Source organism: Streptomyces griseocarneus (assembly GCF_014655595.1).
Classification (GTDB): domain Bacteria; phylum Actinomycetota; class Actinomycetes; order Streptomycetales; family Streptomycetaceae; genus Streptomyces; species Streptomyces griseocarneus.
On sequence record NZ_BNBL01000001.1, the window covers coordinates 1,287,209 to 1,310,110 of the forward strand.

20 protein-coding genes are annotated in these 22,902 nt (G+C 72.3%); 15 read left to right on the top strand and 5 right to left on the bottom strand.

Going from position 1 to position 22,902, the window contains the following annotated elements; all coding sequences use genetic code 11:
- Positions 1 to 176: 176 nt before the first annotated feature.
- The 5 genes from IE295_RS05210 (at position 177) to IE295_RS05230 (ending at position 5,569) form a co-directional block, all read left to right on the top strand.
- Entirely contained in the window at positions 177 to 506 is a 330-nt protein-coding gene (locus IE295_RS05210) for a hypothetical protein (protein WP_190062200.1), read from the top strand.
- Between the two features lie 247 nt (positions 507 to 753).
- Positions 754 to 1,593, top strand: a complete 840-nt coding sequence (locus tag IE295_RS05215) for an SDR family oxidoreductase (RefSeq protein ID WP_190062419.1) — start codon at positions 754 to 756, stop codon at positions 1,591 to 1,593.
- A gap of 6 nt (positions 1,594 to 1,599) precedes the next feature.
- On the top strand, positions 1,600 to 2,946 hold the full coding sequence (locus IE295_RS05220) for an NAD(P)/FAD-dependent oxidoreductase (RefSeq protein WP_190062201.1): 1,347 nt from the start codon (positions 1,600 to 1,602) through the stop codon (positions 2,944 to 2,946).
- Positions 2,947 to 3,044: 98 nt separating this feature from the next.
- A complete protein-coding gene (locus IE295_RS05225; RefSeq protein ID WP_190062202.1) occupies positions 3,045 to 4,529 on the top strand; it encodes a cytochrome ubiquinol oxidase subunit I in 1,485 nt (494 codons plus the stop codon).
- The gene (locus IE295_RS05230) at positions 4,526 to 5,569 is read left to right on the top strand and encodes a cytochrome d ubiquinol oxidase subunit II (protein ID WP_372479273.1); all 1,044 of its coding nucleotides are present in this window, start codon (positions 4,526 to 4,528) and stop codon (positions 5,567 to 5,569) included. The genes IE295_RS05225 and IE295_RS05230 overlap by 4 nt, the downstream gene beginning before the upstream one ends.
- A gap of 39 nt (positions 5,570 to 5,608) precedes the next feature.
- Here the strand turns inward: IE295_RS05230 and IE295_RS05235 are convergent, their stop codons facing one another.
- From IE295_RS05235 to IE295_RS05250, 4 genes are all read right to left on the bottom strand, one after another.
- Entirely contained in the window at positions 5,609 to 7,186 is a 1,578-nt protein-coding gene (locus IE295_RS05235; RefSeq protein ID WP_190062204.1) for a GMC oxidoreductase, read from the bottom strand.
- Positions 7,187 to 7,359: 173 nt separating this feature from the next.
- Positions 7,360 to 7,845 (bottom strand): gluconokinase, encoded by a 486-nt coding sequence (locus IE295_RS05240; RefSeq protein WP_190062420.1) that lies wholly within the window; start codon positions 7,843 to 7,845, stop codon positions 7,360 to 7,362.
- A 44-nt stretch (positions 7,846 to 7,889) separates the two neighbouring features.
- Positions 7,890 to 8,834 carry a cyclase family protein gene (locus IE295_RS05245; RefSeq protein ID WP_190062205.1) on the bottom strand — a complete coding sequence of 315 codons (945 nt, stop codon included), beginning with the start codon at positions 8,832 to 8,834 and terminating at the stop codon, positions 7,890 to 7,892.
- A gap of 3 nt (positions 8,835 to 8,837) precedes the next feature.
- The gene (locus tag IE295_RS05250) at positions 8,838 to 10,658 is read right to left on the bottom strand and encodes a glycoside hydrolase family 15 protein (protein ID WP_190062206.1); all 1,821 of its coding nucleotides are present in this window, start codon (positions 10,656 to 10,658) and stop codon (positions 8,838 to 8,840) included.
- A 353-nt stretch (positions 10,659 to 11,011) separates the two neighbouring features.
- On the opposite strand from IE295_RS05250, the gene IE295_RS05255 reads away from it, so the two are divergent.
- The 4 genes from IE295_RS05255 (at position 11,012) to IE295_RS05270 (ending at position 16,442) form a co-directional block, all read left to right on the top strand.
- Positions 11,012 to 11,965: a DUF389 domain-containing protein gene (locus IE295_RS05255; protein WP_190062207.1), complete on the top strand. Its 954-nt coding sequence runs from the start codon at positions 11,012 to 11,014 to the stop codon at positions 11,963 to 11,965.
- A gap of 184 nt (positions 11,966 to 12,149) precedes the next feature.
- A complete protein-coding gene (locus IE295_RS05260; RefSeq protein ID WP_190062208.1) occupies positions 12,150 to 13,070 on the top strand; it encodes an aldose 1-epimerase family protein in 921 nt (306 codons plus the stop codon).
- 63 nt (positions 13,071 to 13,133) lie between these two features.
- Positions 13,134 to 14,924 (top strand): cation:proton antiporter, encoded by a 1,791-nt coding sequence (locus IE295_RS05265; RefSeq protein ID WP_190062209.1) that lies wholly within the window; start codon positions 13,134 to 13,136, stop codon positions 14,922 to 14,924.
- A 162-nt stretch (positions 14,925 to 15,086) separates the two neighbouring features.
- Positions 15,087 to 16,442 carry a chloride channel protein gene (locus tag IE295_RS05270; RefSeq protein WP_190062210.1) on the top strand — a complete coding sequence of 452 codons (1,356 nt, stop codon included), beginning with the start codon at positions 15,087 to 15,089 and terminating at the stop codon, positions 16,440 to 16,442.
- 12 nt (positions 16,443 to 16,454) lie between these two features.
- Here IE295_RS05270 and IE295_RS05275 read toward each other — a convergent pair whose 3' ends face one another.
- Complete coding sequence (locus IE295_RS05275; protein WP_190062211.1) at positions 16,455 to 17,423, bottom strand: helix-turn-helix transcriptional regulator; 969 nt, start codon at positions 17,421 to 17,423, stop codon at positions 16,455 to 16,457.
- Positions 17,424 to 17,801: 378 nt separating this feature from the next.
- Here IE295_RS05275 and IE295_RS05280 point away from each other — a divergent pair, with 378 nt between their 5' ends.
- From IE295_RS05280 to IE295_RS05305, 6 genes are all read left to right on the top strand, one after another.
- A complete protein-coding gene (locus IE295_RS05280; RefSeq protein ID WP_190062212.1) occupies positions 17,802 to 18,083 on the top strand; it encodes a hypothetical protein in 282 nt (93 codons plus the stop codon).
- Positions 18,084 to 18,201: 118 nt separating this feature from the next.
- The gene (locus IE295_RS05285; RefSeq protein ID WP_190062213.1) at positions 18,202 to 18,414 is read left to right on the top strand and encodes an MbtH family protein; all 213 of its coding nucleotides are present in this window, start codon (positions 18,202 to 18,204) and stop codon (positions 18,412 to 18,414) included.
- Positions 18,415 to 18,487: 73 nt separating this feature from the next.
- Entirely contained in the window at positions 18,488 to 19,336 is an 849-nt protein-coding gene (ddaH, locus tag IE295_RS05290) for a dimethylargininase (RefSeq protein ID WP_190062214.1), read from the top strand.
- Positions 19,333 to 20,364: a TauD/TfdA family dioxygenase gene (locus IE295_RS05295; RefSeq protein ID WP_190062215.1), complete on the top strand. Its 1,032-nt coding sequence runs from the start codon at positions 19,333 to 19,335 to the stop codon at positions 20,362 to 20,364. The genes ddaH and IE295_RS05295 overlap by 4 nt, the downstream gene beginning before the upstream one ends.
- The gene (locus IE295_RS05300) at positions 20,357 to 22,132 is read left to right on the top strand and encodes a non-ribosomal peptide synthetase (protein ID WP_190062216.1); all 1,776 of its coding nucleotides are present in this window, start codon (positions 20,357 to 20,359) and stop codon (positions 22,130 to 22,132) included. The genes IE295_RS05295 and IE295_RS05300 overlap by 8 nt, the downstream gene beginning before the upstream one ends.
- Positions 22,129 to 22,902: a thioesterase II family protein gene (locus tag IE295_RS05305; protein ID WP_190062217.1), complete on the top strand. Its 774-nt coding sequence runs from the start codon at positions 22,129 to 22,131 to the stop codon at positions 22,900 to 22,902. The genes IE295_RS05300 and IE295_RS05305 overlap by 4 nt, the downstream gene beginning before the upstream one ends.

Here is a 22,902-nt window from a genome sequence, read left to right on the forward strand (position 1 = left end):
TGCGGTCTGCGGCCGCCAAGCCCGACCGCATCGCCGCGGGGTCGGACACGCCTTGGCACGCCAACGCCACTGCCGAATGTCCGTCTTCACCCACTCGGGGGGATTGTGTACCTGACGGCATCAATTCTTGACGGTTTCTGCTGTGCTGGTCATACCTGCACACCGGAGGTCATGTCATGCGATACCGCACCATCGCGTTGTACGCACCCGCCGCTGCGGCCCTGCTGGCTCTGACCATGTCGACGGGTACCGCTCAGGCGGCCACCGGCACCTTCTTCTACCACGAGCAGCCCGGGGACCTCGAACGCTCCCTGACCAACCCCGCGGACAACGTGTGCTTCAACCTCGGAAACGGCGGAGGCCCGATCTCCAACCAGACCAACCGGGTGGCCAATGTGTACTTCGCGAGCAATTGCAGTGGCGGGATCTTCGGGTTCTTCAACCCCGGCGACAACGGCACTCTGCCCGAGTACCACAGCGTGAAGTTCACAGAGTTCCCTCCGTGACTCCGCTCAAGCGAGGAGGACCCCGTGGGCGCGCGGCAGTCCGTAGCCCGACCGTGTGACATGCCCGGACGAATACGGTTGCGTGGCGCGCCGGTCTGTCCCGCCCGCGACGCGGGGTGCTTTGGTCTGGGGGCCGGGCATGCGACGGCTCTCGTGGCCGTCCTGGCGGCCGGCCGGCTCCCGGCCCTCTTGCACTTGTCGCCCGTTCGGCGTGCGTGCCGTCCGAAACGCCGAAGGAGAGATCGTGGTGCCAGGAAGTGTCGACGAGAGCCGCGGGACGGTGTCCGCGCAGCTTCTCAAGGGCCAGAAGGCGCTGGTGACCGGTGCCAACTCGGGCATCGGCCTGGCGACCGCCGTTGCCTTGGGCCGGGCCGGAGCGGACGTCGTGGTGAACTACGTGGTCGGTGCGGACGAGGCCGAGAAGGTCGTGGCGCAGATCAAGGGCTTCGGGGTTCGCGCCTACGCCCACGAGGCCGACGTGTCCGACGAGGACCAGGTGGTCGCCATGGTCGCGCGGATGGTCGAGGAGTTCGGCACCATCGACATCATGGTGGCCAACGCGGGCCTGCAGCGGGACGCGGCGGTGACGGACATGACTCTCGCCCAGTGGCAGAAGGTCATCGACGTCAATCTGACCGGCCAGTTCCTCTGCGCGCGCGAGGCCGCCAAGGAGTTCGTACGGCGCGGGGTGGTGCCGGAGGTGTCCCGTTCGGCCGGGAAGATCATCTGCATGAGCTCGGTCCACCAGATCATTCCGTGGTCCGGGCACGTGAACTATGCCTCCTCCAAGGGCGGCGTGGGCATGCTGATGCAGACCCTCGCCCAGGAGCTGGCCCCGAAGCGGATCAGGGTCAATGCGGTCGCGCCCGGCGCCATCCGCACACCGATCAACCGCGATGCCTGGTCCACTCCCGAGGCCGAGGCCGAGCTGCTGCGCCTCATTCCGTACCGCCGGGTGGGCGACCCGGACGACATCGCCAATGCCGTCGTCGCCATGGCGTCCGACCTGCTCGACTACGTCGTGGGCGCCACGCTCTACGTCGACGGCGGAATGACGCTCTTCCCCGGCTTCGCCACCGGCGGCTGATCGCCGATGCAGGATCACGTCACGCCCCGCCGGGTGGTGATCCTCGGCGGAGGCTTCGCGGGGCTGTTCGCCGCCCGCGCCCTGCGCCGGTCACCGGTCGCCGTGACCGTGGTCGACCGCCGTGCCCACCACCTCTTCCAGCCGCTGCTCTACCAGTGCGCCTCCGGAATCCTGTCCGAGGGCCAGATCGCGCAACCGCTCCGCGCGGTGCTGCGACGCCATCACAACGTGAGCTGCCTGCTCGCCGAAGCCACCGACGTGGACGTCGAGGCCCGGCTGGTCCACGCCCAGCGACCGGACGGCGGAGCCGTCGAGCTGCCCTACGACGATCTGATCGTCGGAGTCGGCATGCGCCAGTCCTACTTCGGGCACGACGAGTTCGCCGCGTACGCCCCCGGCATGAAGACCCTGAACGACGCGCTGGACATCCGCCGACGGATCTACCAGGCGTTCGAGACGGCCGAAACGGCCGCGGACGCCCGGGAACGGGAGCAGTGGCTCACCTTCGCGCTCGTCGGCGGCGGGCCGACCGGTGTCGAACTCGCCGGACAGATCAGGGAGATCGCGGGCCACACGCTCGACCGGGAGTTCCGGACGATCGACTCCGCCCATGCCCGGGTGCTGCTCTTCGAGGGGTCCGACGAGGTGCTGGGCGCGTTCGGCCGCCCCCTGGCGCATCGCGCGGCCCGTACGCTGCGGAGCCTCGGCGTGGAGCTCCACCTGGGCACGAAGGTCATCGCCGTCGACGCGCACGGCCTGACGGTTCAGGGCCAGGACGGTGCGACCACCCGGTTCGAGGCACGCACGGTGCTGTGGACGGCCGGGGTCGAGGCGCCGCCCATCGCCGCCGCGCTGGCCCGGGCGACCGGCGCCACGCAGGACCGGGCCGGACGCATTGCCGTCGAACCCGACCTCACCGTCCCCGGCCACCCGGAGATCCGCGTCACGGGCGACGTGATGAGCCTGGACAAGCTGCCGGGCCTGGCCGAGGTCGCCATGCAGTCGGGCGCCTACGCCGGCCGGGCCGTGCGCCACGCGGTGGAGGGCAGGACGAAGCAGCCGAAGCCCTTCAGGTACTGGGACCTCGGCAGCGCCGCCTACATCTCCCGCGGCCGGGCCGTCGTCAAGGCCGGCCCGCTGCACCTGTCGGGTGCGATCGGATGGCTGGTCTGGCTCTTCATCCACCTTGCCTTCCTCACCGGATTCCGCAGCAGGCTGGGAGCGGTGCTCAGCTGGTCCGTCGCCTTCGCCACCAGCTCGCGACGCGAGCGCGCCTTCGCCTGGTCCGACGCCGGTGCCGGTGCGTCGGCCGGCCCGGCGCCCGGGCGGAAGGCGCCCCCGCCGCCTCCCTGACCACGGCAACCGCCGGCACCTCCCGGCTGCCACCCCCTCTGCACTCCTGTCGTTCCTCAGCCCCCCGCGCCCCCGCGGGGCAGACCACCGAGGCGCACATGCTCAGCACAGCGGCCCTTCTGGCGAACACCCCGCCCCAGCTCCTACCGGCTCGTGAGCTGATGGCCTTCACCCTGGCCTCGCACATCCTGCTGGTCCCGTTCGGTGTGGCGTTGCCGTTCATCACGGTGCTGATGCACCACCGGGCACTGCGCCGCGACGACCCCGTCGCCCTGAAGCTCGCACGGCGCTGGTCGGCGGTGATGGCCGTCCAGTTCGCCATCGGCGTCGTGACCGGCACCGTGCTGTCCTTCGAGCTCGGCCTGCTGTGGCCCGGCATGATGGGCCGCTGGGGCGACGTCTTCGGCCTCGGGTTCGGCGTCGAGGCCTGGGCGTTCTTCCTGGAGGCCGTCCTGATCGCGATCTACCTCTACGGCTGGCGCCGGCTCAAGCCCTGGACGCACTTCTGGCTGGCCGTGCCGCTGCCGGCGGCGGCCCTGATGGGCGCGTTCGGCATCATCGCGGCCAACTCCTGGATGAACACCCCGCAGGGGTTCGGCCTCGATGCCCAGGGCAATCCCGTCGACGTCGATGTGCGGCAGGCGGTCTTCACACCGATGTTCGGCCCGGAGTACTGGCACTTCGTGGTCGCGATGTTCATGACCGCCGGTTACGTGGTCGCCGGCGTGTACGCGGTCGGCCTGCTGCGCGGGCGCCGCGACCGGTACCACCGGCTCGGCTTCACGCTGCCGTTCACCGTCGCGGCGATCCTCACACCGGTCCAGTTCATGCTCGGCGACTCCGCCGCTCGTGCCGTCTTCCACAAGCAGCCGGTGAAGTTCGCCGCCACGGAGATCGTCTGGAAGACGGACACCCATGTGCCCGAGTACATGTTCGGACGGCTGAACAGCGACGGAACGATCTCCGGCGGGCTCAGGATCCCCCAGCTGGACTCGATCCTCGCCGGCTTCAAGCCCAGCACCCAGGTGACCGGACTGACGTCGGTGCCGGCCGCCGACCGCCCCACCGCCGTCCAGGCCACCATCGCCCACTGGGCGTTCGACATCATGGTCACCATCGGCAGCCTGCTGATCCTGCTCGCCCTCTGGTACGCCTGGTCCTGGCTGCGGCACCGGGACCTCCCTCGCAGCCGCTGGTTCTTCCGCTGCGCCGCGATCGCGGGAGCCGCGTGCCTGGTGACCGTGGAGTGCGGCTGGATCACCACGGAGGTCGGTCGCCAGCCCTGGATCGTCTACCACCACATGAGGGTCTCGGAGGCGGTGACCGCCACCAGGGCCGGATCGCTGTGGGCGATGCTCGGCATCGTCATGGCGGTGTACGTGGCCGTGTTCGGCGCGTTCCTCGCGATCGTCCTGACGATGCGAACCCGCTGGCGCATCGCGGACGAGGGCTCGGCCGCCGCCCGCGCCGCACTGCCGCCCGAGACCGACACCCCCTACGGGCCCAGAAGCGAGCCCGAGCCGGCAGCCGCAGGGGCCGCACCCGGTGGCGGGGCCGACGGCAGGTCCGGCGGTGCGTCATGATGGCCGGTCTCATCGCCTGGGTCATGGTGCTCGCGATCGCCGCCTACGCCTGTGCCGGGGGCACCGACTACGGCGCGGGATTCTGGGACCTCCTGGCCGGAGGGGCGGAGTGGGGCCGGCGGCCCCGCTGGCTCATCGATCACGCGATGGCGCCGGTCTGGGAGACCAACAACGTCTGGTTGATCTTCGTCTTCGTCATCATGTGGACCGGCTTTCCGAGGATGTTCCAGGCCGTTTTCGAGGCGATGTGGCTGCCCCTCGCGCTCGCGGCCGTAGGTCTGGTGCTCCGCGGCGCCGGGTTCGCCCTGCGCAAGCCGTCCCGCCGGCTGGCCCAACGACGGGTCTTCGGTGCGATGTTCGCCATCGCATCGCTGCTCACGCCGTTCTTCCTCGGGGCGGTGCTCGGAGGCATCGCCGCAGGCCGGGTCGCGGTGGGAACCGACGCCTCCGCGGACGCCTGGGCCAATCCGGCCTCCGTGCTCACGGGTCTGCTGGCCATCGCCGCCACCGCGTTCCTCGGGGCGGTGTTCCTCTGCTCCGACGCGCGGCGGTTCGGCGCCGACGACCTCGTCGACTACTTCCGGCTGCGGGCCCTGCTGGCCTTCTGCGCCGTCGTCGTCCTCGCGCTCATCGGCCTCCCCGTCACCCACCACCACGCCCGGTACGTCTGGGAGGGCCTCACCGGGGGCCCGGGCCTGCTGCTGATCGTCCTGGCCGCGGTCTGCGGTCTGGCCACGGTGCTGCTTCTGCTGCGCCGGTCGTACGGCTGGTCCCGCTACACCTCGGTGGCGAGCGTCGCCCTGACCGTCGGCGCATGGGGCTTCGCGCAGCGGCCCTACGTACTGCCGACCTCGCTGACGGTGGCCCAGGCGGCCGGCGCCGCCCACACCCTGCGCTGGCTGGGCATCGTCACGGCCATCGCGGTCGTGCTGGTCGGCCCGGCGCTGGTGCTGCTCTACCGGCTCGACACCATGGGCGAGCTGGAGCCGCTCACCGACGCCGACACCCGGGCGGCCAGGGCTCCCGGGGACAACCTGTAGGGGCGCTCCGCCGGCTCCGTCGCGGCGTACGGCACCCCGTCAGCCGAGCCGGGCGGCGATGTGGTCGCCGACCCGCAGGGCGTTGGCGATGGCCGTGAGCGACGGGTTCACCGCGCCGATGCTGGGGAAGAAGCTCGTGTCGACGACGTAGAGGTTGTCCAGGTCGTGGGCCTTGCAATGGACGTCCAGCGCGGAGCTGCCCGGGTCGTCGCCGAAGCGGACGGTGCCGGCCTGGTGCGCGGTGGCGCCGATCGGCATGCCCTTGTGCAGGTAGATGCTGTGCGACAGCAGGTGGTGTTCGTGCATGCCCAGGCGGCCCAGCATGCCCTGCAGCTTGTGCTGGAGGCGCTTCAGCCCCGCGATGTTGTTCTTCTCGTCGAGGGCCAGGTGGATGTCGTCGTTCTTGTCGAGGGTGACGCGGCTCCCGGGCAGGGGGAGGTCCTCCCCGCACAGCCAGAAGTCGACGGCGTGGTGGGCCAGCATCTCGAACGGCATGTCGGGCGTGACCGCGCCGGCCCAGCGCGGCGCCTCGCCGTGGATCTGGTCGGCGTCCGACTTGCCGAGCATCTGGATGCCACCGAGCGGGAAGTCCCAGTCGTCCGCTCCCAGGTACCAGTCGTGGAGCGCCAGGGTCTTCTGGAACCTGGTGGGGTTCGGTTCCTTGGACACCGCCATCAGCGCCAGGTTGTTGTGACGCATGTAGTGGCGTCCCACCACGTCCGAGCTGTTGGCCAGGCCGCCGGGGTGTTTGTCGTTGGCCGAACGGAGCAGGAGGACTGCCGAGTTGACCGCGCCGCAGGCCACCACCACGATGTCGGCGCTGTAGGACTCCGTCGTTCCGTCTCCGAGCTCGGCCACGACCCTGGTGACGGTGCGTCCGGTCGGGTCGGTCTCCAGGCGTCGCACGTCGGCGCCCGTCACCATGGTGACGTTGTCGTGCTTCAGCGCCGGGTCGACGCAGATCACCTGCGCGTCGGACTTGGCGCCCATCAGGCAGGGGAAGCCGTCGACCCGGTCGCAGCGGATGCACACGCTGGAATGGGTGGCCCGGCCGTTCTCGTCCTGGGTGAGGTTCACGCCGATGGGCAGGTGGAAGGGGTGCAGCCCGTGCTTTTCCAGGTCGTCGCTGAGCTGCTGGATGCGCGGCTCGTGTGCCACCGGCGGGTGGGGGTACTGGCCGCTCGCCGGGCCTTCGGTGGGGTCCTCGCCATGCTGCCCGTGCACCAGGTAGAGCTGCTCGGCCTGCGTGTAGTACGGCTCCAGGTCCTCGTAGCGGATCGGCCAGGCGGGTGAGACGCCGCCGTGGTGGCGCAGCTCGCCGAAGTCCTCGGGCCGGAGGCGGAAGAGGGCGGCGCCGTAGAACTTGGTGTTGCCCCCGACGTAGTAGTTCACCTCCGGGGGGAACTCGTTGCCGTGCTTGTCGTACCAGAACTCGGGGGCACGGTACTTGCCCTTGACGAAGACCGCGGTGGAGTCCCAGTTGTCCCGCTCCCGCGGAAGGTAGTCGCCGCGCTCCAGGATCAGGATCCGCTTGCCGGTGGGGGCCAGCCGGTGGGCGAGCGTGCCGCCGCCCGCTCCCGTACCGATGATGATGACGTCGTGGTGATCGTCGGCCATGCGGAGATCCCGTTCTCGGAGTCGTTGGCTGCCCTGGCCGTAGCGCCCTGAGGGCCCCCTGTGCCGCACCGCGCCGGACGTGCGGGCACGCCGTCGGGACGTTCAGCATCGAATATGAAGCTATCGGGCGGTCCCGGGAGTGGCGACCGCAGGCGAGCCGATCAGGTGGGCATTCAGTTGGCCGCCCGCACGGCGTTCGCCGCCGCGTCGACGATGGCCCGCGGGTCGCCTGCCGCGTCGACGGTCAACCCCGGCTCGTCCGGTCGCAGGGGCTCGAGGGCGGCGTACTGGGAGTCCACCAGCGCGGCCGGCATGAAGTGGCCGGCCCGTCGGGCGACCCGTTCGGCGGCGGTCGCCCGGTCGAGAGCCAGGTCCAGGAACCACACGCCGGCGCCTGCCGCGCGGAGCAGATCCCGGTACTCGCGCCGGAGAGCCGAGCACGCCACCACCGCGCCCTGGCCGGATTCGGTCGCCTCCCGGATCCGGTCGGTGAGGGACAGCAGCCATGGCCGGCGGTCCTCGTCGTCGAGCGGACGGCCCGCGGCCATCTTGGCGCGGTTCGCGGCGGGGTGGAGGTCGTCCGCCTCCAGGAAGGGCACCATGAGCCGCTGGGCGAGCAGTCGGCCCACGGTGGACTTCCCCGCACCCGAGACCCCCATGACCACGACGACGGCCGGTACCGGGGTGGCTGCTCGCACGGCGTTCAGAGGACGGCGACCGGGTTGACCGGTGAGCCGGTGGCGTCCGGCAGCCGCAGTGGGGCGATCACACAGAGGAACGACCAGCGCCCCTCGGACTCGCAGACCGGCGCCAGATCCTCGAATTGCAGGTAGTCCAGCAGGTGAAGGCCCATGGCGTGGATCGCGAGCACATGCACGGGAAAGCCGACCCCCTCGGTGGAACTCGGGGCCGTGTCGTTGTTGCCGTCGCCGCCGAGCACGGCGACCCGACGCTCCGCCAGGAACTCCATCGCGCACGGATGGAGCCCCGCGCGCGCGTCCGCCGCGTGCCACGCGCCCAGCTCGTTCCGGCGTCTGCGGTGGCCGACCCGGACGAACAGGAGATCGCCCTCACCCACGTGTACGTGCTGGGCGGTCTCGGCCGCGGTGAGGTCGCCGGCGCTCACGTGGTCGCCCGGTTCGAGCCAGGGCACGCCACGGAGCCGCGGGATGTCCAGCAGCACGCCGCGTCCGACGATCCCGTCGCGAGCCACGTCGACGGAGAGCGCCTCGGCGCCGCCCGGCGTGACGGTGCTCGCGGACACGCCGCCGTGCAGCGTGCCGTTGTAGATCACGTGGCACAGGGCGTCGAGGTGGCTGTCGGCGTCGCCGTGCACGTTCATGGCGAAGCTGTCCCTCGCGAAGTGGAGCCCGCTCGAGGCGTCGTCCCCCGGCTGCCCGGCCATCCGGTGCCTCGCCGGCTCCGGGTTGTCCGGACCGGGCAGCGTCTCCACGGGCGCGGCGAGCGTCACCGTCCGGCCGGTCCGCACCTCGCGGGTGGCGGCCAGCACCCGGGCCGGAGTGAGTGCCTCCAGGGCGCCCCGACCGCCCCTGGCCCAGGCGGCGCGCGAGAGCAGGCGCCGGTACAGCACGTCGAACTCGGCCGCGGTCAGCCGTGGCGGTCCTGCCGGACGGGCATGCGCGGCCATGGGTCAGCGCCCGTCCTCCGCGTCGAGCGCCTCGTCGAGGGTGATGGCGGCCATGATGAGGGACAGATGGGTGAACGCCTGGGGGAAGTTGCCCAGTTGCTCCCCGCTCGGGCCGACCTCCTCGGCGAACAGTCCCACGTGGTTGGCGTAGGTCTGCATCTTCTCGAAGGCGTAACGGGCCTGGGACAGCCTCCCCGCCCTGGCCAGCGCGTCGACGTAGAGGAAGGTGCACAGACTGAACGTGCCCTCCGAGCCGCGCAGCCCGTCCGGCGACGCCGCCGGGTCGTAGCGGTAGACAAGACTGTCGGAGACGAGCTTCCGGTCCATCGCGTCGAGCGTGGAGAGCCAGGCCCCGGACCGGGGAGCGATGAACTCGACCCTGGGCATGAGCAGCAGTGAGGCGTCCAGGACGTCGCCGTCGTAGTGCTGGATGAAGGCGCGCTCCTTCTCGCTCCAGCCGCGTTCCATGACCTGCTCGAACACGGCGTCCCTCGCCTTGCGCCACCGCTCCAGGTCGGCGGGCCTTCGGAAGTATTCGGCCAGGCGCAGCCCGTGGTCGAAGGCGACCCACGACATCACCCGGCTGTAGGTGAAGTTCTTGCGGCCGCCCCGGGTCTCCCAGATGCCCTCGCCCGGCCGGTCCCAGTGGTCGGCGAGCCAGTCCAGCGTCCTGGTGAGAGCCTGCCATCCCTCGTAGCTCGCCTGCTGTGCGATCTCGCGCCCCTGGGACATCGCGTAGAGGGCCTCGCCGTAGATGTCGAGCTGGAGCTGGTCGGCCGCGCCGTTGCCGATGCGGACGGGGGAGGAGCCGCGGTAGCCCTCGAAGTGATCGAGCGTCTCCTCCGGCAGGTCGGGATCGCCGTCGACCCGGTACATCGTCTGGAGCGGCTCTCCCTCCGTGCCCTGGCGCTCGCGCAGCCTGTCCACCAGCCAGTGGACGAAGGCGGTGGCCTCCTCGGCGAAGCCGAGGTCCAGCATGGCCCGCACGGACAGCGAGCCGTCGCGTACCCAGGTGAACCGGTAGTCCCAGTTCCGCTCGCCGCCGACCTGCTCGGGCAGGCCCGTGGTGGCCGCCGCGATCAGGGCGCCGGTGGGGGCGTAGGTGAGGAGCTTGAGGGTGATGGCCGAGCGGTGCACCAGCTCGGGCCACCGCCCCCGGTAGCGGGACTGGCGCAGCCACTGATGCCAGAACCGGGCGACTTCCCCCATCTGTGCGCTGAGCCCGTCGACCGTGAGGGGTGCGGGCGCCTCGCCACCGGACGCGCAGACGGTGAACACGGCGCCACCGGACTCGCCGGAGTTCAGCGTCACCTTTCCGCGCACGTCCTGGCCGTCCCGCTCCAGCGGAAAGGTGGTCTGCAGGTGTGCGTCGATCCCCGGGGCCCGGAACAGAGCCCCGCTCTCGCCGAGTTCGAGTTCGTGCCCGGCCCGGCCGTAGTCGAAGCGCGGCCGGCACTCGAGCGTGAAGTCGACCGTTCCCCGCACGGCGCGGATCACGCGGACCAGGGTGTGCCGGTCGGTGGCGGTGCGGGTCCGGTCCGGGGGCATGAAGTCGACGACCTCGCCCACGCCGTCCGGTGACATGAACCGGGTCACCAGGATCGCGGTGTCGGGGTAGTAGAGCTGCTTGCGGGTCTCGTCGGGGTGCTCGGGGGCCAGCCGCAGGTACCCGCCGCGGTCGTGGTCGAGCAGCGCGGCGAAGATGCTGGGCGAATCGAACCTGGGAGCGGCGAACCAGTCCACGACGCCCTGCGACGACACGAGCGCGTTGGTCTGCAGGTCGCCCACCAGGCCGTGCTCGGCGATGGGAGGGTAGCGGTCCATGGGCTGCTCCGAGGCTCGGGAGAGGCCCCCTGTGTCCACTATCCGGCTCCCCGGTGGGCCCTGCCACGCCGCAGCGGTCACGACCGCACGCCCAGGGCCGCCGACGGCGACGACAGTCCGTGGGCGGCACCCGTACGGCGCAACGGCGGCGGCCGCCGGGACACCGCAGCCGGTGCTTGACCCTGCGGCTGAAGCGACCGCGGCCGCCGAGCCGGGGTACCGCACCCGGTTTGCCGACCGCCCTTCCGGCGGGCGTTACTGGCTGGGGTCGGCCGACTGCAGGTGGGCCCCGGCCCGGAGCGCAGGCAGCGCAGCGCCCCGGTGCGGCGCCGGCGGAGCGACGGAGGTCGTGCATGGAGATGATCCACATCCGACTGGTGAGCCCCCCTGATCTCACTCCCCGGGCGGTCGGGCTGCTGACCGGCGACCGTTACGTCTTCAACCTGATGGTCCTTCCCGAGCGGGCGCGCAACCCCGACGGCGACGCGGTGGAATGCGACATCCTGGCGGGTGCGGCCAACGCCGTGCTGCGGGGTCTGCGCGAGCTGGAAATCGACCGCCGTGGATCCATCATCATCGAGCCGGTCGAGATGGCCTTCTCCGGCACCGCGGCCGAGGCGGAGAAGCAGCAGCTCGGGGCGCTCGCGCACGCGCCCGTCTGGGAGGAGGTCGAGGCGCGCATCCGCGCCGAGGGCACCTATCTGCCGAGCTTCTACGTCTACCTGGTCAGCGCGGGCGTCATCGGAGCGGTGGGAATCATCACCAACTCCCAGATCCTGATCGTCGCGGCGATGGTCGTCGGACCGGAGTACGGCGCCATCACCAGCGTCGCGCTGGGCCTCGACCACGGCAACCGCGTCAGGATCCGGCAGGGCCTGTTCGCCCTGACCGCGGGATTCCTGCTGGCCGTCGTGGTGACCTTCCTGTTCTCCTGGACGATCCGGGGCCTCGGCCTTCAGCCCGAGGCGTTCGACCTGGGCATCAGGCCGGTCTCCACACTGATCGACGCCCCCGACGTCTTCTCGGTCGTCGTCGCGGTCCTGGCCGGCGTCGTCGGGATCGTGTCGCTGACACAGGCCCGGACGAGCGCGCTGTTCGGCGTCTTCATCTCGGTCACCACCATCCCCGCCGCCGCCGACATCGGCGTCTCCTGCGCGTTCTCCAGCTGGAGCGAGGCGCGCGGATCCCTGGTCCAGCTCCTGCTCAACATCGTGCTGCTGATCGTGGTGGGCGTGCTGACGCTCAGATTCCAGCGGGCCGTCTGGCGGTACATCGGCCGGCGCAGCGGGCGCTCCGGCGGCGGATGAGGCCGCCGTCCCGTCCGGGAGCACCCCAGTGGGCGAACGTCCCGGGCGATCGCGCCCGCGGGAACGTGTCGCGCTTGACCGGGCCGGTGCGGGGCAGCACGCTCCCGAGGTGGCGGCCACGTCCGCGGGCCGCCGTCGCGCCCATGGCCGAGGACGCCGGCCGGGCGGACCGAGGAGGCCACACGTGCAGGAGAGCCGCACCGGACGGCAGCTGACGCTGCGCCACGGTGCGCACAGTGCGGTCGTCGTCGAGCTGGGCGCGGCGCTGCGGACGTACTCGGTCGGAGAACGCACCGTGGTCGACGGATTCGCCGCACACGACCGGATCACCGGCGGGCGCGGCCAGATCCTGGTGCCGTGGCCCAACCGGATCCGGGACGGCCGCTACCGCTGGGACGGGCAGGACCTCCAGCTGCCGCTCACCGAGCCGGAAAGCGGCAACGCCATCCACGGACTGCTCCGGTGGACGTCGTGGCAGGTCGTGGAGGCGAGCGACAGCCGGGCCGTCCTGGAGGTTCCGCTGTGGCCGCAGCCGGGCTACCCGTTCCGTCTCCACCTCCGCGCCGAGTACGCCCTGGGCGAGGGCGGGCTCGAGGTCGCCGTCACCGCGCACAACCTCGACGCGAGCGCCGCCCCCTACGGCTTCGGCCACCATCCCTACGTCACGGCGGGCACCGCGGTCGTCGACCAGTCGGTGCTGACCGTCCCCGCCCGCACGTGGCTGCGCACCGACGAGCGCGGCCTGCCGGTGGCCGCCGAGCCGGTCGCGGGGACGCCGTACGACCTGCGCACCCCGCAGCCTGTCGGAGCGCGCCGGCTGGACACCCCCTTCGGCGACCTCGACCGGGACCCGGACGGACGGGCCGTGGTGCGCCTGGCCCATCCGTCGGGTGCGTTCGGTACGGACGTGTGGCTCGGCGAGGGAGCCGACTACGTGCAGCTCTACACCGGCGACACCCTCCCACCGGGGGAGCGCCGTCGCGCGGTCGCCGTCGAACCGATGACCTGCCCACCGGACGCCTTCCGCAGCGGCACGGCTCTCGTCAGCCTCGGTCCGGGGGAGCGGCACACCGTCCGGTGGGGGATCACGCCATGGGGGGAATGACGGCGGCGTCATGGCCCTCGCCCTGATCCCCGCCGGGCCCACCACGCGGCGAAGGGGCCGTCCGTGACGACGGATCAGGTCCTCATGGGAGTGGGCCTGACCCTGATGCTCGCGGTCGGCTCGCAGGTCCTGGCGAGCCGCCTGCGCATCCCCGCCCTCATCGTCCTGCTGCCGGTCGGCTTCGCCGCCGGCGCGCTGATCGACGACGTCAACCCCGAGCGGCTGCTGGGGGCGGCGTTCTCCCCGCTGGTGTCGCTGGCCGTCGCTGTGATCCTCTACGACGCGGGCCTCGGGCTGGACCTGGCGAGGATGAGGGGCCACCGGCGCCGGGTCGTCTCCAGGCTGATCTGCATCGGGGTACCGGTCACATGGCTGCTCGGCGCGCTCCTCGCCGCGCCTTTGCTGGGCATGTCCCGGCGGGCGGCCGTCATGACCGGCGCGATCCTCGTGGTCTCGGGGCCGACGGTCGTCGGACCGCTGCTCGGCTTCGTGCGTCCGAAGGACCGGCTCCAGCACATCCTGGTCTGGGAGGGCTCCCTCATCGACCCGGTCGGAGGCATCCTGGGAGCACTGGTCTTCCATGCGGTCACGGCCAGTACGGAGCACTACTTCGACAGAGTGGCCGCGGGTTTCCTGACCGGTGTGGGGATCGGAGCGGCCGGCGGCGTGGCCGGGGCGGCTCTGCTGTGGTGGCTGTTCCGGGCGCTGCCGCTCGGTGAGGTGCTCGGCACCACGGTGCAGCTCGCAGCGGTGATCGGTGTGGCGGCCCTCTGCGATGTCCTGCGCGAGGACACGGGACTCATCGCCGCCGTGATGATGGGCCTGGCCGTCGCCAACCTCCCCGGCATCGACGTCCCGGCGCGCCGGCCGTTCTTCGAAACCCTGGTCACCGTGATCCTGGGCCTGCTCTTCATCTCCATCTCGGCCACCGTCACCCCGCAGTCGCTGCGCCATGTGGGGCTGCCCGCGCTCGGGCTCGCAGCCTTTCTGGTGCTGGCCGTCAGACCGGTGGTCGCGGCGGTGTCCACCCTCGGCACGGACCTGACGCGCGGCGAGAGAGGCTTCATCGGCTGGATGGCGCCGCGCGGCATCGTCGCGGCTGCCACCGCGTCGACGTTCTCGGCCGGCCTCGTGGCCCAGGGGATCGACGGCGCAGCGAAGATCCTCCCCGCCACGTTCGTGGTCATCGTCGCGACCGTGACGCTCTACGGCCTGACCGCCTCGCCCGTGGCCCGGCTCCTGGGCGCCGTGCGCCCCTCCCGCTCGCGTCCGCTGCTGGTCGGCGGCGACCCGTGGGTGGTCGACCTCGGTGTGGCCCTGAGGTCGGCGGGGCTGGAGGTCGTGATGTGGGCAGGGCGGGAGCAGCAGCGCGAACGCATCAGGCAGGCCGGGATCGAGCTCGCGCCGGGCGAACTACTGGCCGCCGTCACGGGCCAGGGCGCAGAGCTGGAGGGCATCACGGCGGTGTTCTTCCTCACCGCCGAGGACGACTTCAACGCACTGGCGGCGACGATTCTGCGCGGCAGCGTGGAGGGGGCGGTCCACCACCTTGCCGCACCGCCCGAGAGCCACGGCGTGGTGGCGCCGTTCGTCGGTGGCGAGGTCCTGTTCGGCGCGGATCTGACGTGGCCGGCCTTTTCCCGCAGGTACGAGGACGGGGCGGCCGTCCTGGCCCAGCCCGCCGGCGCCGCTCTGCCGCCCGGTTGCGACCTGCTGTTCCTGGTACGCCCGGACGGGCGCCTCGATCCGGTCACGGACGCGGGCACACCGCTGCCCGGGCCGGGGGACACGGTGGTTCTGCTGGCCCCCGGCAGGCGGGGTACCGCGCGAACACCGGAGCAGGCCGGCCGCTGAGGGGCTCGTGCGCCCCGCTTGGGCCGCTTCGGAATGCCCGCGTGAGGACGGTGTGCCAGGGTGGGAAAACGCCGCCCGCAGCGGGTGACGCGGCGGTCGGGGTTCGCTGAGGACAACCGGTGAAACCACCTCTCGGGTCCGCGTCGCGAGGAGGCAGGGCGCATGCCGGACGCCAAGGCAGGACCCACGGACGCGCCGCCGCCGGATCCGCTCACGATCCTCCGGAGCCGCAATTACGTGCTGCTCCTGGTGATGGCCGCGGTGGTCGGCGTGCCGGTGACCGCGGCGGCTTTCGGCTTCCTCGCACTGGTCGCCGAACTCCAGCCGATGCTCTACACCGATCTGCCCAAGGCGCTGGGATTCCACGACACGCCGCCTTGGTGGCCGCTGCCCCTGCTCGGCATCGGGGGACTGCTCGTGGGGCTCACGGTGCACTACCTGCCGGGCAAGGGCGGTCACGAGCCGGCGGAGGGGTTCAAGCCCCAAGGCGCGCCCACACCGATCGAGCTCCCCGGCATCTTCCTCGCCGCCCTGGCGACTCTGGCCTGCGGTGCGGTGCTCGGACCGGAAGCGCCTCTCATCGCTCTCGGCGGCGGACTGGCCGCGGGTGCCGTACGCCTCGCCAGGCGTGATGCGCCGGCGCAGGTGATCGCGATGATGGGAGCGGCCGGCAGTTTCGCGGCGATCAGCTCCCTGCTGGGGTCGCCCCTGCTCGGGGCGTTCTTCCTGATGGAGGCCTCGGGGCTCGGTGGACCGATGATGGCCCTGGTGCTGGTGCCCGGCCTGCTCGCCGCGGGCCTCGGTGCGCTCATCTTCATCGGCCTGGGATCCTGGACCGGGCTGGGCACCTACTCGCTGGCGCTCCCCGACCTGCCCGAGGCCGTGACGCCGACGGCCGCGGAATTCGGCTGGGCGCTCGTCATCGGACTGTCGGCCGCCGTCGTGGCCGTGGGAATCCGGTGGCTCGCCGTTCACCTGAAGACGCACGTCGAACGCCGGCGTGTGCCGGCCACGGTGGTCATGGGCCTGGTCGTGGGGGCACTGGCGATCGCCTACGCGGAGAGCACGGGCAAGCCGCAGAGCGACGTGTTGTATTCGGGCCAGACGGCGCTGGGTCCGTTCCTCGCCCACAGCACCGCGTATTCGGCCGGAGCACTGCTGCTCCTGGTGTTGTGCAAGGGCCTGGCCTACTGCGCTTCGCTCAGCAGTTTCCGGGGAGGCCCCGTCTTTCCCTCGATGTTCGTGGGCGCGGCGGGCGGCATCCTGCTCTCCCACCTCCCGGGGCTGTCCCTCATGGCGGGGTTCGCCACGGGCATCGGAGCGATGAGCGCCGCGATGCTCGGACTTCCGCTGGTCTCCGTCCTGCTCGCCACCCTGCTGCTCGGGTCGCAGGGGCTCACCGTCATGCCGTTGGTGATCGTCTCGGTCGTGGTCTCGCACGTCGTGTCCGCCAGGCTCACACCTCACTCCTCCCCGAAGCCGGAAGGGGATCCGGGGCCAGGTCGGCAGCAGTCCTGAGACCGTGTCCTTTCACAGCCAGCCCAGCCGCGCCGCCTTCAGGCCCGCCTCGAAGCGGCTGCGGGCGCCGAGCCGGTCCATGATGGAGGCCATCATGCGGCGGGCGGTGCGCGGTGAGACGTGGAGTTGGTGGGCGGCGGACTCGTCCGTGTGCCCCTGGGCGATGCAGGCGAGCAGGGCGCGTTCGCGGTCGGACAGGGCGTGGTGGTGTTCGGTGCCGAGGGGGGCGGACCGTTCCCAGGTCTGCTCGAAGAGTGCGATCAAGGGGGCCAGCAGGGCCGGGTCGGACAGGCACAGGGCGCCTCTGCGGGTGTTGCCCGGGTCGATGGGGATCAGCGCCGACGCCCTGTCGACGAGGACCATCCGTGGCGGCAGGCTCGCCGTGGTGCGGAACTCGCCGCGCTGTTCGGTCAGCCACCGCGCGTAGCCCAGGGTCGCGGCGTCCTCGCGGACCCCGTCCATGCCGATCGTACGGATCGTCACCCCGCGCCCGAGGACGTGTTCGTCGTTGTGCCGTGCCGCCCGCAGGGCCGCCGCCGACTGGGGTCCGCCGGGCATGAACGTCAGCACCTCGCGGGCCGCGTCGCGGGCCAGCTCCCGGAGCCGTCGCTGCACCGCGTCCATGCCCTCCAGCCGCTCGACGCCGCCGCCGCGGGAGGAGCGGGTCCCCGTACCGGCGAGCATGCGGATGAACGAGGCGTGGCTGTCGGCTATCTGCCGCTGCCGCTCGATCAGTTCGTCGTGCTGCCGGGCCAGTAACTGCTGGAGACCCACGGCCGGCTCGACCGCCAGGAAGCGGCCGGGCGCCTCGAAGGACTCCTGGATCAGCTGGAGCTCGAACAGCTTGTCCAGGCAGGCCCGGACGCGGTCCGGGGAGGTGGCCAGGCGGGCCGCGATCTCCTCGACTCCCAGGGCGGGGGACTCCAGCATCTCCCGGTAGACCGCCTCGTCCGTCGTCTCCAGGCCGAGCGTTGCGAACATGAGTTCCCCTTTCCGGGCGGTGGGTGCCCCCGTGCCGGACAGTCTGGGCGTAGGCGGTCAACAGCGGATCAACGCCCATCGAGGGCTGCTTCCGCCCGTGGCACAAACCGGCCTGGACGGTTTGGACCGGCCCGAACCGGTTCCCGGGCCCGTGGTCGGGCGACCAGGATGGTGTCCACCGGGACGGCGTGCGAGGACCGGCCGCCCGATCGGCTCCAGCAGGAGCAGGCCCGAACAGCTCGATCAGACAAGGCGTTTCCCATGGCAGTCCGTACCCGCGCACCCGGCCGTCCGGCCGTCCCGGCCACCGCAGCCCGGCAGGCCCCGACCTCTCAGGTGGTGCGGCCGCTGTGATCTGGGACTGACGTACCCCCGACGATGCGACTGACCGTCATCACTCTGGCCGCCACCGGGGCCGGCGCCCGTCAGGTACTCGACGGAGCGCAGGTAGCCGCCGTGCTGTGGGTCGCGGCAGCCGCCGAGGACCGTTTGGAGCACATCAGCACGCGCTGCGCTCCCGGCCGCCTCCACCTGGGGATCTTCACCACGGCACTCTCCGAGGCCGCCGCCGAGGCCGCGGCCCTCGGCATCTGCCGACGCGCGCTGGCCATGTCCCCGCTCCTGCGCGACTGGAGCGTCCGCGCCGTCCGCCCCGCGTAGGGCCGGCATCCGCCCACCCGTGACAGCCCCGTCGGTCACCGGCACGCACGCCGCGCCGGTGCGCCGCCGTACCCCGGACCCGTACCACCCCCCATCCAATGCAGAGAGGGAATTCCCCATGGCCAACCCCTTCGAGGGCGACGACGGCGAGTACCTGGTTCTGACGAACGAGGAGAACCAGCACTCGCTCTGGCCCGCGGGCATCGACGTGCCCGCCGGATGGACCGTCGTCCACGGCAAGGACACCAGGGCCGCCTGCCTCGACCACATCGAGCGGAGCTGGACCGACATGCGCCCGGCCTCCCTGATCGCCCTCACCCGCGAGCCGTAGCACGGGCCTCCCCGTCCCGGCCCCTTCCCGCCCCGGTCCCGCCCGCCCGATCCACCCGATCCGGAGACCCTCCATGCCCGAACAGCGGCAGCCGGTCCGTACGGCCCGGCCCCGGCACTACCTGATGTGCCGTCCGACGCACTTCGCCGTCGACTACCGCATCAACCCCTGGATGGACCCCGCCAAGCCGGTCGACACCGCGCTGGCCGTGCTCCAGTGGGAGCGGCTGTACGACCTCTACCAGCAGCTCGGCCACACCGTCGACCTGATCGAGCCGGTCCCCGGCCTGCCCGACATGGTCTACTCCGCGAACGGCGCCACCGTCCACGACGGCCGCGTCCTGGTCGCCAACTTCCGCTACGAGCAGCGGGCCGCCGAGGCCCCCGCCTACCGCGCGTGGTTCGAGAACGCCGGCCACACCGAGGTGAAGGCCGCCGAGCACACCAACGAGGGCGAGGGCGACTACCTGGTGGCCGGCGGCCGGGTGCTGGCCGGCACGGGCTTCCGCACCGACCCCGCCGCGCACGCCGAGGCCCAGGAACTGTTCGGCGTCCCCGTCGTCACCCTGACGCTCGTCGACCCGCGCTTCTACCACCTCGACACCGCGCTCGCCGTCCTCGACGACGACGAGATCATGTACTACCCGGCCGCCTTCTCGGAGGACAGCCGGCGGACACTGCGGGAGCTGTTCCCCGACGCGATCCTCGCCGACGAGGCGGACGCCGAGGTGTTCGGCCTGAACGCCGTCTCCGACGGGCTCAACGTCCTCCTCCCGCAGGCCGCGACCGCCCTCGCCGGCAAGCTCGCCGCCCGCGGCTTCCGGCCCGTCGGCGTCGACCTGTCCGAACTCCTCAAGGGCGGCGGCAGCGTCAAGTGCTGCACCCTGGAGATCCGCCACCGCGCCACGGGCGGGACCCGGTGACCGCCCGCTGGACCGTCGAGCCCGGCGGGCCCGCCACCCTGGTGGCCCCCCGCCTCGCCGGTGCCGAGGAGGCGCTCGCCTGGCTGGAGTACGCGCACACCGAACTGCGCGTCGGCCTGCGGGCGTACGGAGCCGTGTACGTACGCGGCCTGCCCGTGCACAGCGTGGAGACCTTCGCGCGGGTCCGGGACGTGCTCATGCCGCAGCGCACCCCCTACCGCGAGAAGGCCACGCCCCGCAGCGACTTCGGCGGCGACGTCTACTCCTCCACGGACCTGCCGGCCGCCCAGCCGATCAGGATGCACAACGAGAACAGCTACACCCTCACCTTCCCCGGGCTGCTGCTCTTCGGCTGCCTCACCGCACCCGAGCAGGGCGGCGCCACCCCCGTCGCCGACTGCCGGAGCGTGCTGCGCAACCTCCCCCCGTACCTGGTGGACCGGATGCGGACCCACGGCTGGCTGCTCAGGCGCACCTACTCCGACCACCTCTCGCTGGACTGGCGGTCCGCGTTCGCCACCGACTCCCCGGCCGAGGTGGAGCGCTACTGCGCCGAGAACCTCATCTCCCGCTCCTGGGACGAGGACGGCAACCTCCGCACCCGTCAACTGCGCCCCGGCACCGTCCACCACCCGGAGACCGGCGAGGAGGTGTGGTTCAACCACCTGGCGTTCTGGAACGAGTGGTCGCTGGACGAGGAGGTCCGCGAGACCCTCGTGGACGAGCTCGGCCACGACGGCCTGCCCTTCAACACGGGCTTCGGCGACGGCCTGCCCCTCACCCGGGACGAGCTCGACACCGTCAACGCCGCCTACGAGGCGGCCACCGTCCGCCGGGCGTGGGAACCGGGCGGCCTGCTGCTCGTCGACAACGTCCTCAGCGCGCACGGCCGCGACGCCTTCCGCGGCGACCGCGGGATCGTGGTCGCCATGGGCGCCCCCGTGGCGCTCGCCGACTGCCGTCCCACCGTCGCGCCCGCCGCCGACGCGCCCAGCCCGGCGCCGGAGGCGGTGTCCTCGCATGGCTGACCGCGGCGGACTCCCCTTCCCCGCCGACCCGGTGGACCGGTTCCGGCAGACCGTACGGGCCTTGCCCGACCGCACGGCCGTCATCGGGCCGGACGGCACCCTCACCTTCGCCGGACTCGACGCCCGCACCGCGGACCTCGCCGGCCGCCTCCACGCCCTGGGCATCGGTCCGGGCGACCGGGTCGGAGTCGGCCTGCCCCGGGGCGTGGACTGGGTCGTGGCACCGCTCGCCGTGTGGCGCGCGGGCGCCGCGTACGTCCCCCTCGACCCGGCCCACCCCGAAGCCCGGCTCGCCCGCATCGCCGCCGGCGCCGGGCTGCGCGCACTGGTCGCGGACACCACCCCCGCCTGGCTCACCGGCGTGCCCGTCCTCGCACCCGGCCCCACGGGCACCCCCGCCCCGCCGCGCGTGGCACCGGCCGCCCACGACCCGGCGTACGTCATCCACACCTCCGGCTCCACCGGCACCCCCAAGGGCGTCGAGGCCGGCCGGGGCGGCGTCGCCTCCCTCGTCGCCGGCCTGGAGCAGCGGGGCGTGTACGCGGACGGCCACCGCGTCGTCGCCTGGAACGCGAGCATGTCCTTCGACGCCTCCGTCCAGCAGTGGGTCCGCGTGTGCCGGGGCGACACCCTGGTCGTCCTCGACGACGCGGACCGCACCGACCCCCACCGGCTGGCCGCGCTCCTCGCCGAGCACGGGGTGACCGACCTCGACCTCACCCCCTCCCACTGGGAAGCCCTCGCCCCCCACCTGCTGCCGCAGGCGCCCCCCGAGCGCATGCTGCGCCTCCTCATCGGCGGCGAGCCGGTGCCGCCGCGCATGTGGCGCGAGCTCGCCGACGCGTGGACCGAGGGCCGGATCGAGGCGTTCAACCTCTACGGGCCCACCGAGACCACCGTCGACGCCACCGCCTGCCGCATCGAGGGCCCGGGTCCCCACCTGGGCAGCCCCCTGCCCCGGGTAAGGGCGTACGTCCTCGACGGCGCCCTGCGCCCCGCCCCCGCCGGCACCGCCGGCGAGCTCTACCTGGCGGGGCCCGGCCTGGCCAACGGTTACACCAGCCGGCCCGGGCTCACCGCCGAGCGGTTCGTCGCCGACCCCTTCGCCGCGGACGGCACCCGCATGTACCGCAGCGGCGACGAGGTCCGCCGAGGCGCCGACGGCACCCTGGAGTTCCTCGGCCGCACCGACCGGCAGGTCAAGCTCCGCGGCTACCGGGTCGAGCTCCATGAGGTCGAGGCGGCGCTGCGCTCGCACCCCGGCGTCACCGGTGCGGTGGCGACCGTACGCGAGGAGACCGGCCTCCTCGCCCATTACGTGCCGTCCGGCGGCGCCGGCCCCACCCCCGACGAGCTGCGGGCGCACACCGCGGCGGTGCTGCCCGGCTACATGGTCCCGGCCGCGTTCGTCGCCCTGGACGCCCTGCCGATGACCGTCAGCGGCAAGGTCGACGTACGCGCCCTGCCCGAGCCGGAAGCCGACGCGGAACGCCCCGGCTCAGATGGCTCACTCGGCTCCGACGGCCTCGACGGCGAGATCGAGGAGCTGATCGCCGGAGTGTGGGCCGAGGTCCTCGGCCGCGACGACATCCACCCCGACGACGACTTCTTCGCCCTCGGCGGCCACTCCCTGGTGGCGCTGCGCGTCGTCTCCCGGCTCAAGAAGCGCATCGGCGTCGTCATGCCGACGAAGGACATCTACCGGCACCCACGCCTGCGCGACCTCGCCGGGCACGCCGAGTCGCTGCGCGCGGGGAGGACGGCATGAGCGCCGCACCGGCCACCACGGTGGTCGCCCTGAAGGACACCGGGCGGGCGGAACGGACGCTGGTGTGCCTCGGCTTCTGCGGCGGCGGCACGGCGGCCTACCACGAGTGGGCCGCGGCGATGCCGCCCGCCACCGACCTCCTCGCCGTCTGCTACCCGGGCCGTGAGGGGCGCTTCGCCGAGGACTTCGCCGACAGCTGGGAGGCCCTCGCCGAGGACGCCGCGGCCGCCGTCCGCGCCGCCACGGCGCCCGGCGTCCCGTACGTCCTCTTCGGGCACAGCATGGGCGGCTGGATGGCGTTCGACGTCACCACCCGGCTCGCCGCGGCGGGCGACCCGCTGCCGGAGACCCTGGTCGTGTCCTCGTGCAACGCCCCCGACCGGGGCCTGACCGCGCGCGACCGGTTCCCCGACCCGCGCGGGACGGACGACGAACTCCTCACCTGGATGAGCACCCACGGGCTGCTGCCCGCGCACGTCCTCGATGACGAGGACCTGACGGAGATGGCGGTGGAGCTGATGCGCGCCGACCTCCGGGTCCGCGACACCTTCACCTACGGCGGGGCGAAGGTCACCGTCCCCCTCCAGGTCCTCTCCGGCGCGGACGACCCGGTCGTGGGGGACGACACCGGAACCCGCTGGGGCGCCCTCACGACCGCCGCCCACCGGCACGACGTGCTGCCCGGCGGCCACTTCTACACCCCCGAGGTCTGGCGGACCCTCCCGGACCGCATTCCGGCACTCACCGGCCGGCTCCAGAAAGTGATGTGA

Bases quoted from the DNA above. Each gene is read 5' to 3' on its own strand.
- IE295_RS05210 (WP_190062200.1), top strand. From the start codon at position 177: ATGCGATACCGCACCATCGCGTTGTACGCACCCGCCGCTGCGGCCCTG.
- IE295_RS05220 (WP_190062201.1), top strand. From the start codon at position 1,600: ATGCAGGATCACGTCACGCCCCGCCGGGTGGTGATCCTCGGCGGAGGC.
- IE295_RS05225 (WP_190062202.1), top strand. From the start codon at position 3,045: ATGCTCAGCACAGCGGCCCTTCTGGCGAACACCCCGCCCCAGCTCCTA.
- IE295_RS05230 (WP_372479273.1), top strand. From the start codon at position 4,526: ATGATGGCCGGTCTCATCGCCTGGGTCATGGTGCTCGCGATCGCCGCC.
- IE295_RS05235 (WP_190062204.1), bottom strand. From the start codon at position 7,186: ATGGCCGACGATCACCACGACGTCATCATCATCGGTACGGGAGCGGGC.
- IE295_RS05240 (WP_190062420.1), bottom strand. From the start codon at position 7,845: ATGGGGGTCTCGGGTGCGGGGAAGTCCACCGTGGGCCGACTGCTCGCC.
- IE295_RS05245 (WP_190062205.1), bottom strand. From the start codon at position 8,834: ATGGCCGCGCATGCCCGTCCGGCAGGACCGCCACGGCTGACCGCGGCC.
- IE295_RS05250 (WP_190062206.1), bottom strand. From the start codon at position 10,658: ATGGACCGCTACCCTCCCATCGCCGAGCACGGCCTGGTGGGCGACCTG.
- IE295_RS05255 (WP_190062207.1), top strand. From the start codon at position 11,012: ATGGAGATGATCCACATCCGACTGGTGAGCCCCCCTGATCTCACTCCC.
- IE295_RS05270 (WP_190062210.1), top strand. From the start codon at position 15,087: ATGCCGGACGCCAAGGCAGGACCCACGGACGCGCCGCCGCCGGATCCG.
- IE295_RS05275 (WP_190062211.1), bottom strand. From the start codon at position 17,423: ATGTTCGCAACGCTCGGCCTGGAGACGACGGACGAGGCGGTCTACCGG.
- IE295_RS05280 (WP_190062212.1), top strand. From the start codon at position 17,802: ATGCGACTGACCGTCATCACTCTGGCCGCCACCGGGGCCGGCGCCCGT.
- IE295_RS05285 (WP_190062213.1), top strand. From the start codon at position 18,202: ATGGCCAACCCCTTCGAGGGCGACGACGGCGAGTACCTGGTTCTGACG.
- ddaH (WP_190062214.1), top strand. From the start codon at position 18,488: ATGCCCGAACAGCGGCAGCCGGTCCGTACGGCCCGGCCCCGGCACTAC.
- IE295_RS05300 (WP_190062216.1), top strand. From the start codon at position 20,357: ATGGCTGACCGCGGCGGACTCCCCTTCCCCGCCGACCCGGTGGACCGG.
- IE295_RS05305 (WP_190062217.1), top strand. From the start codon at position 22,129: ATGAGCGCCGCACCGGCCACCACGGTGGTCGCCCTGAAGGACACCGGG.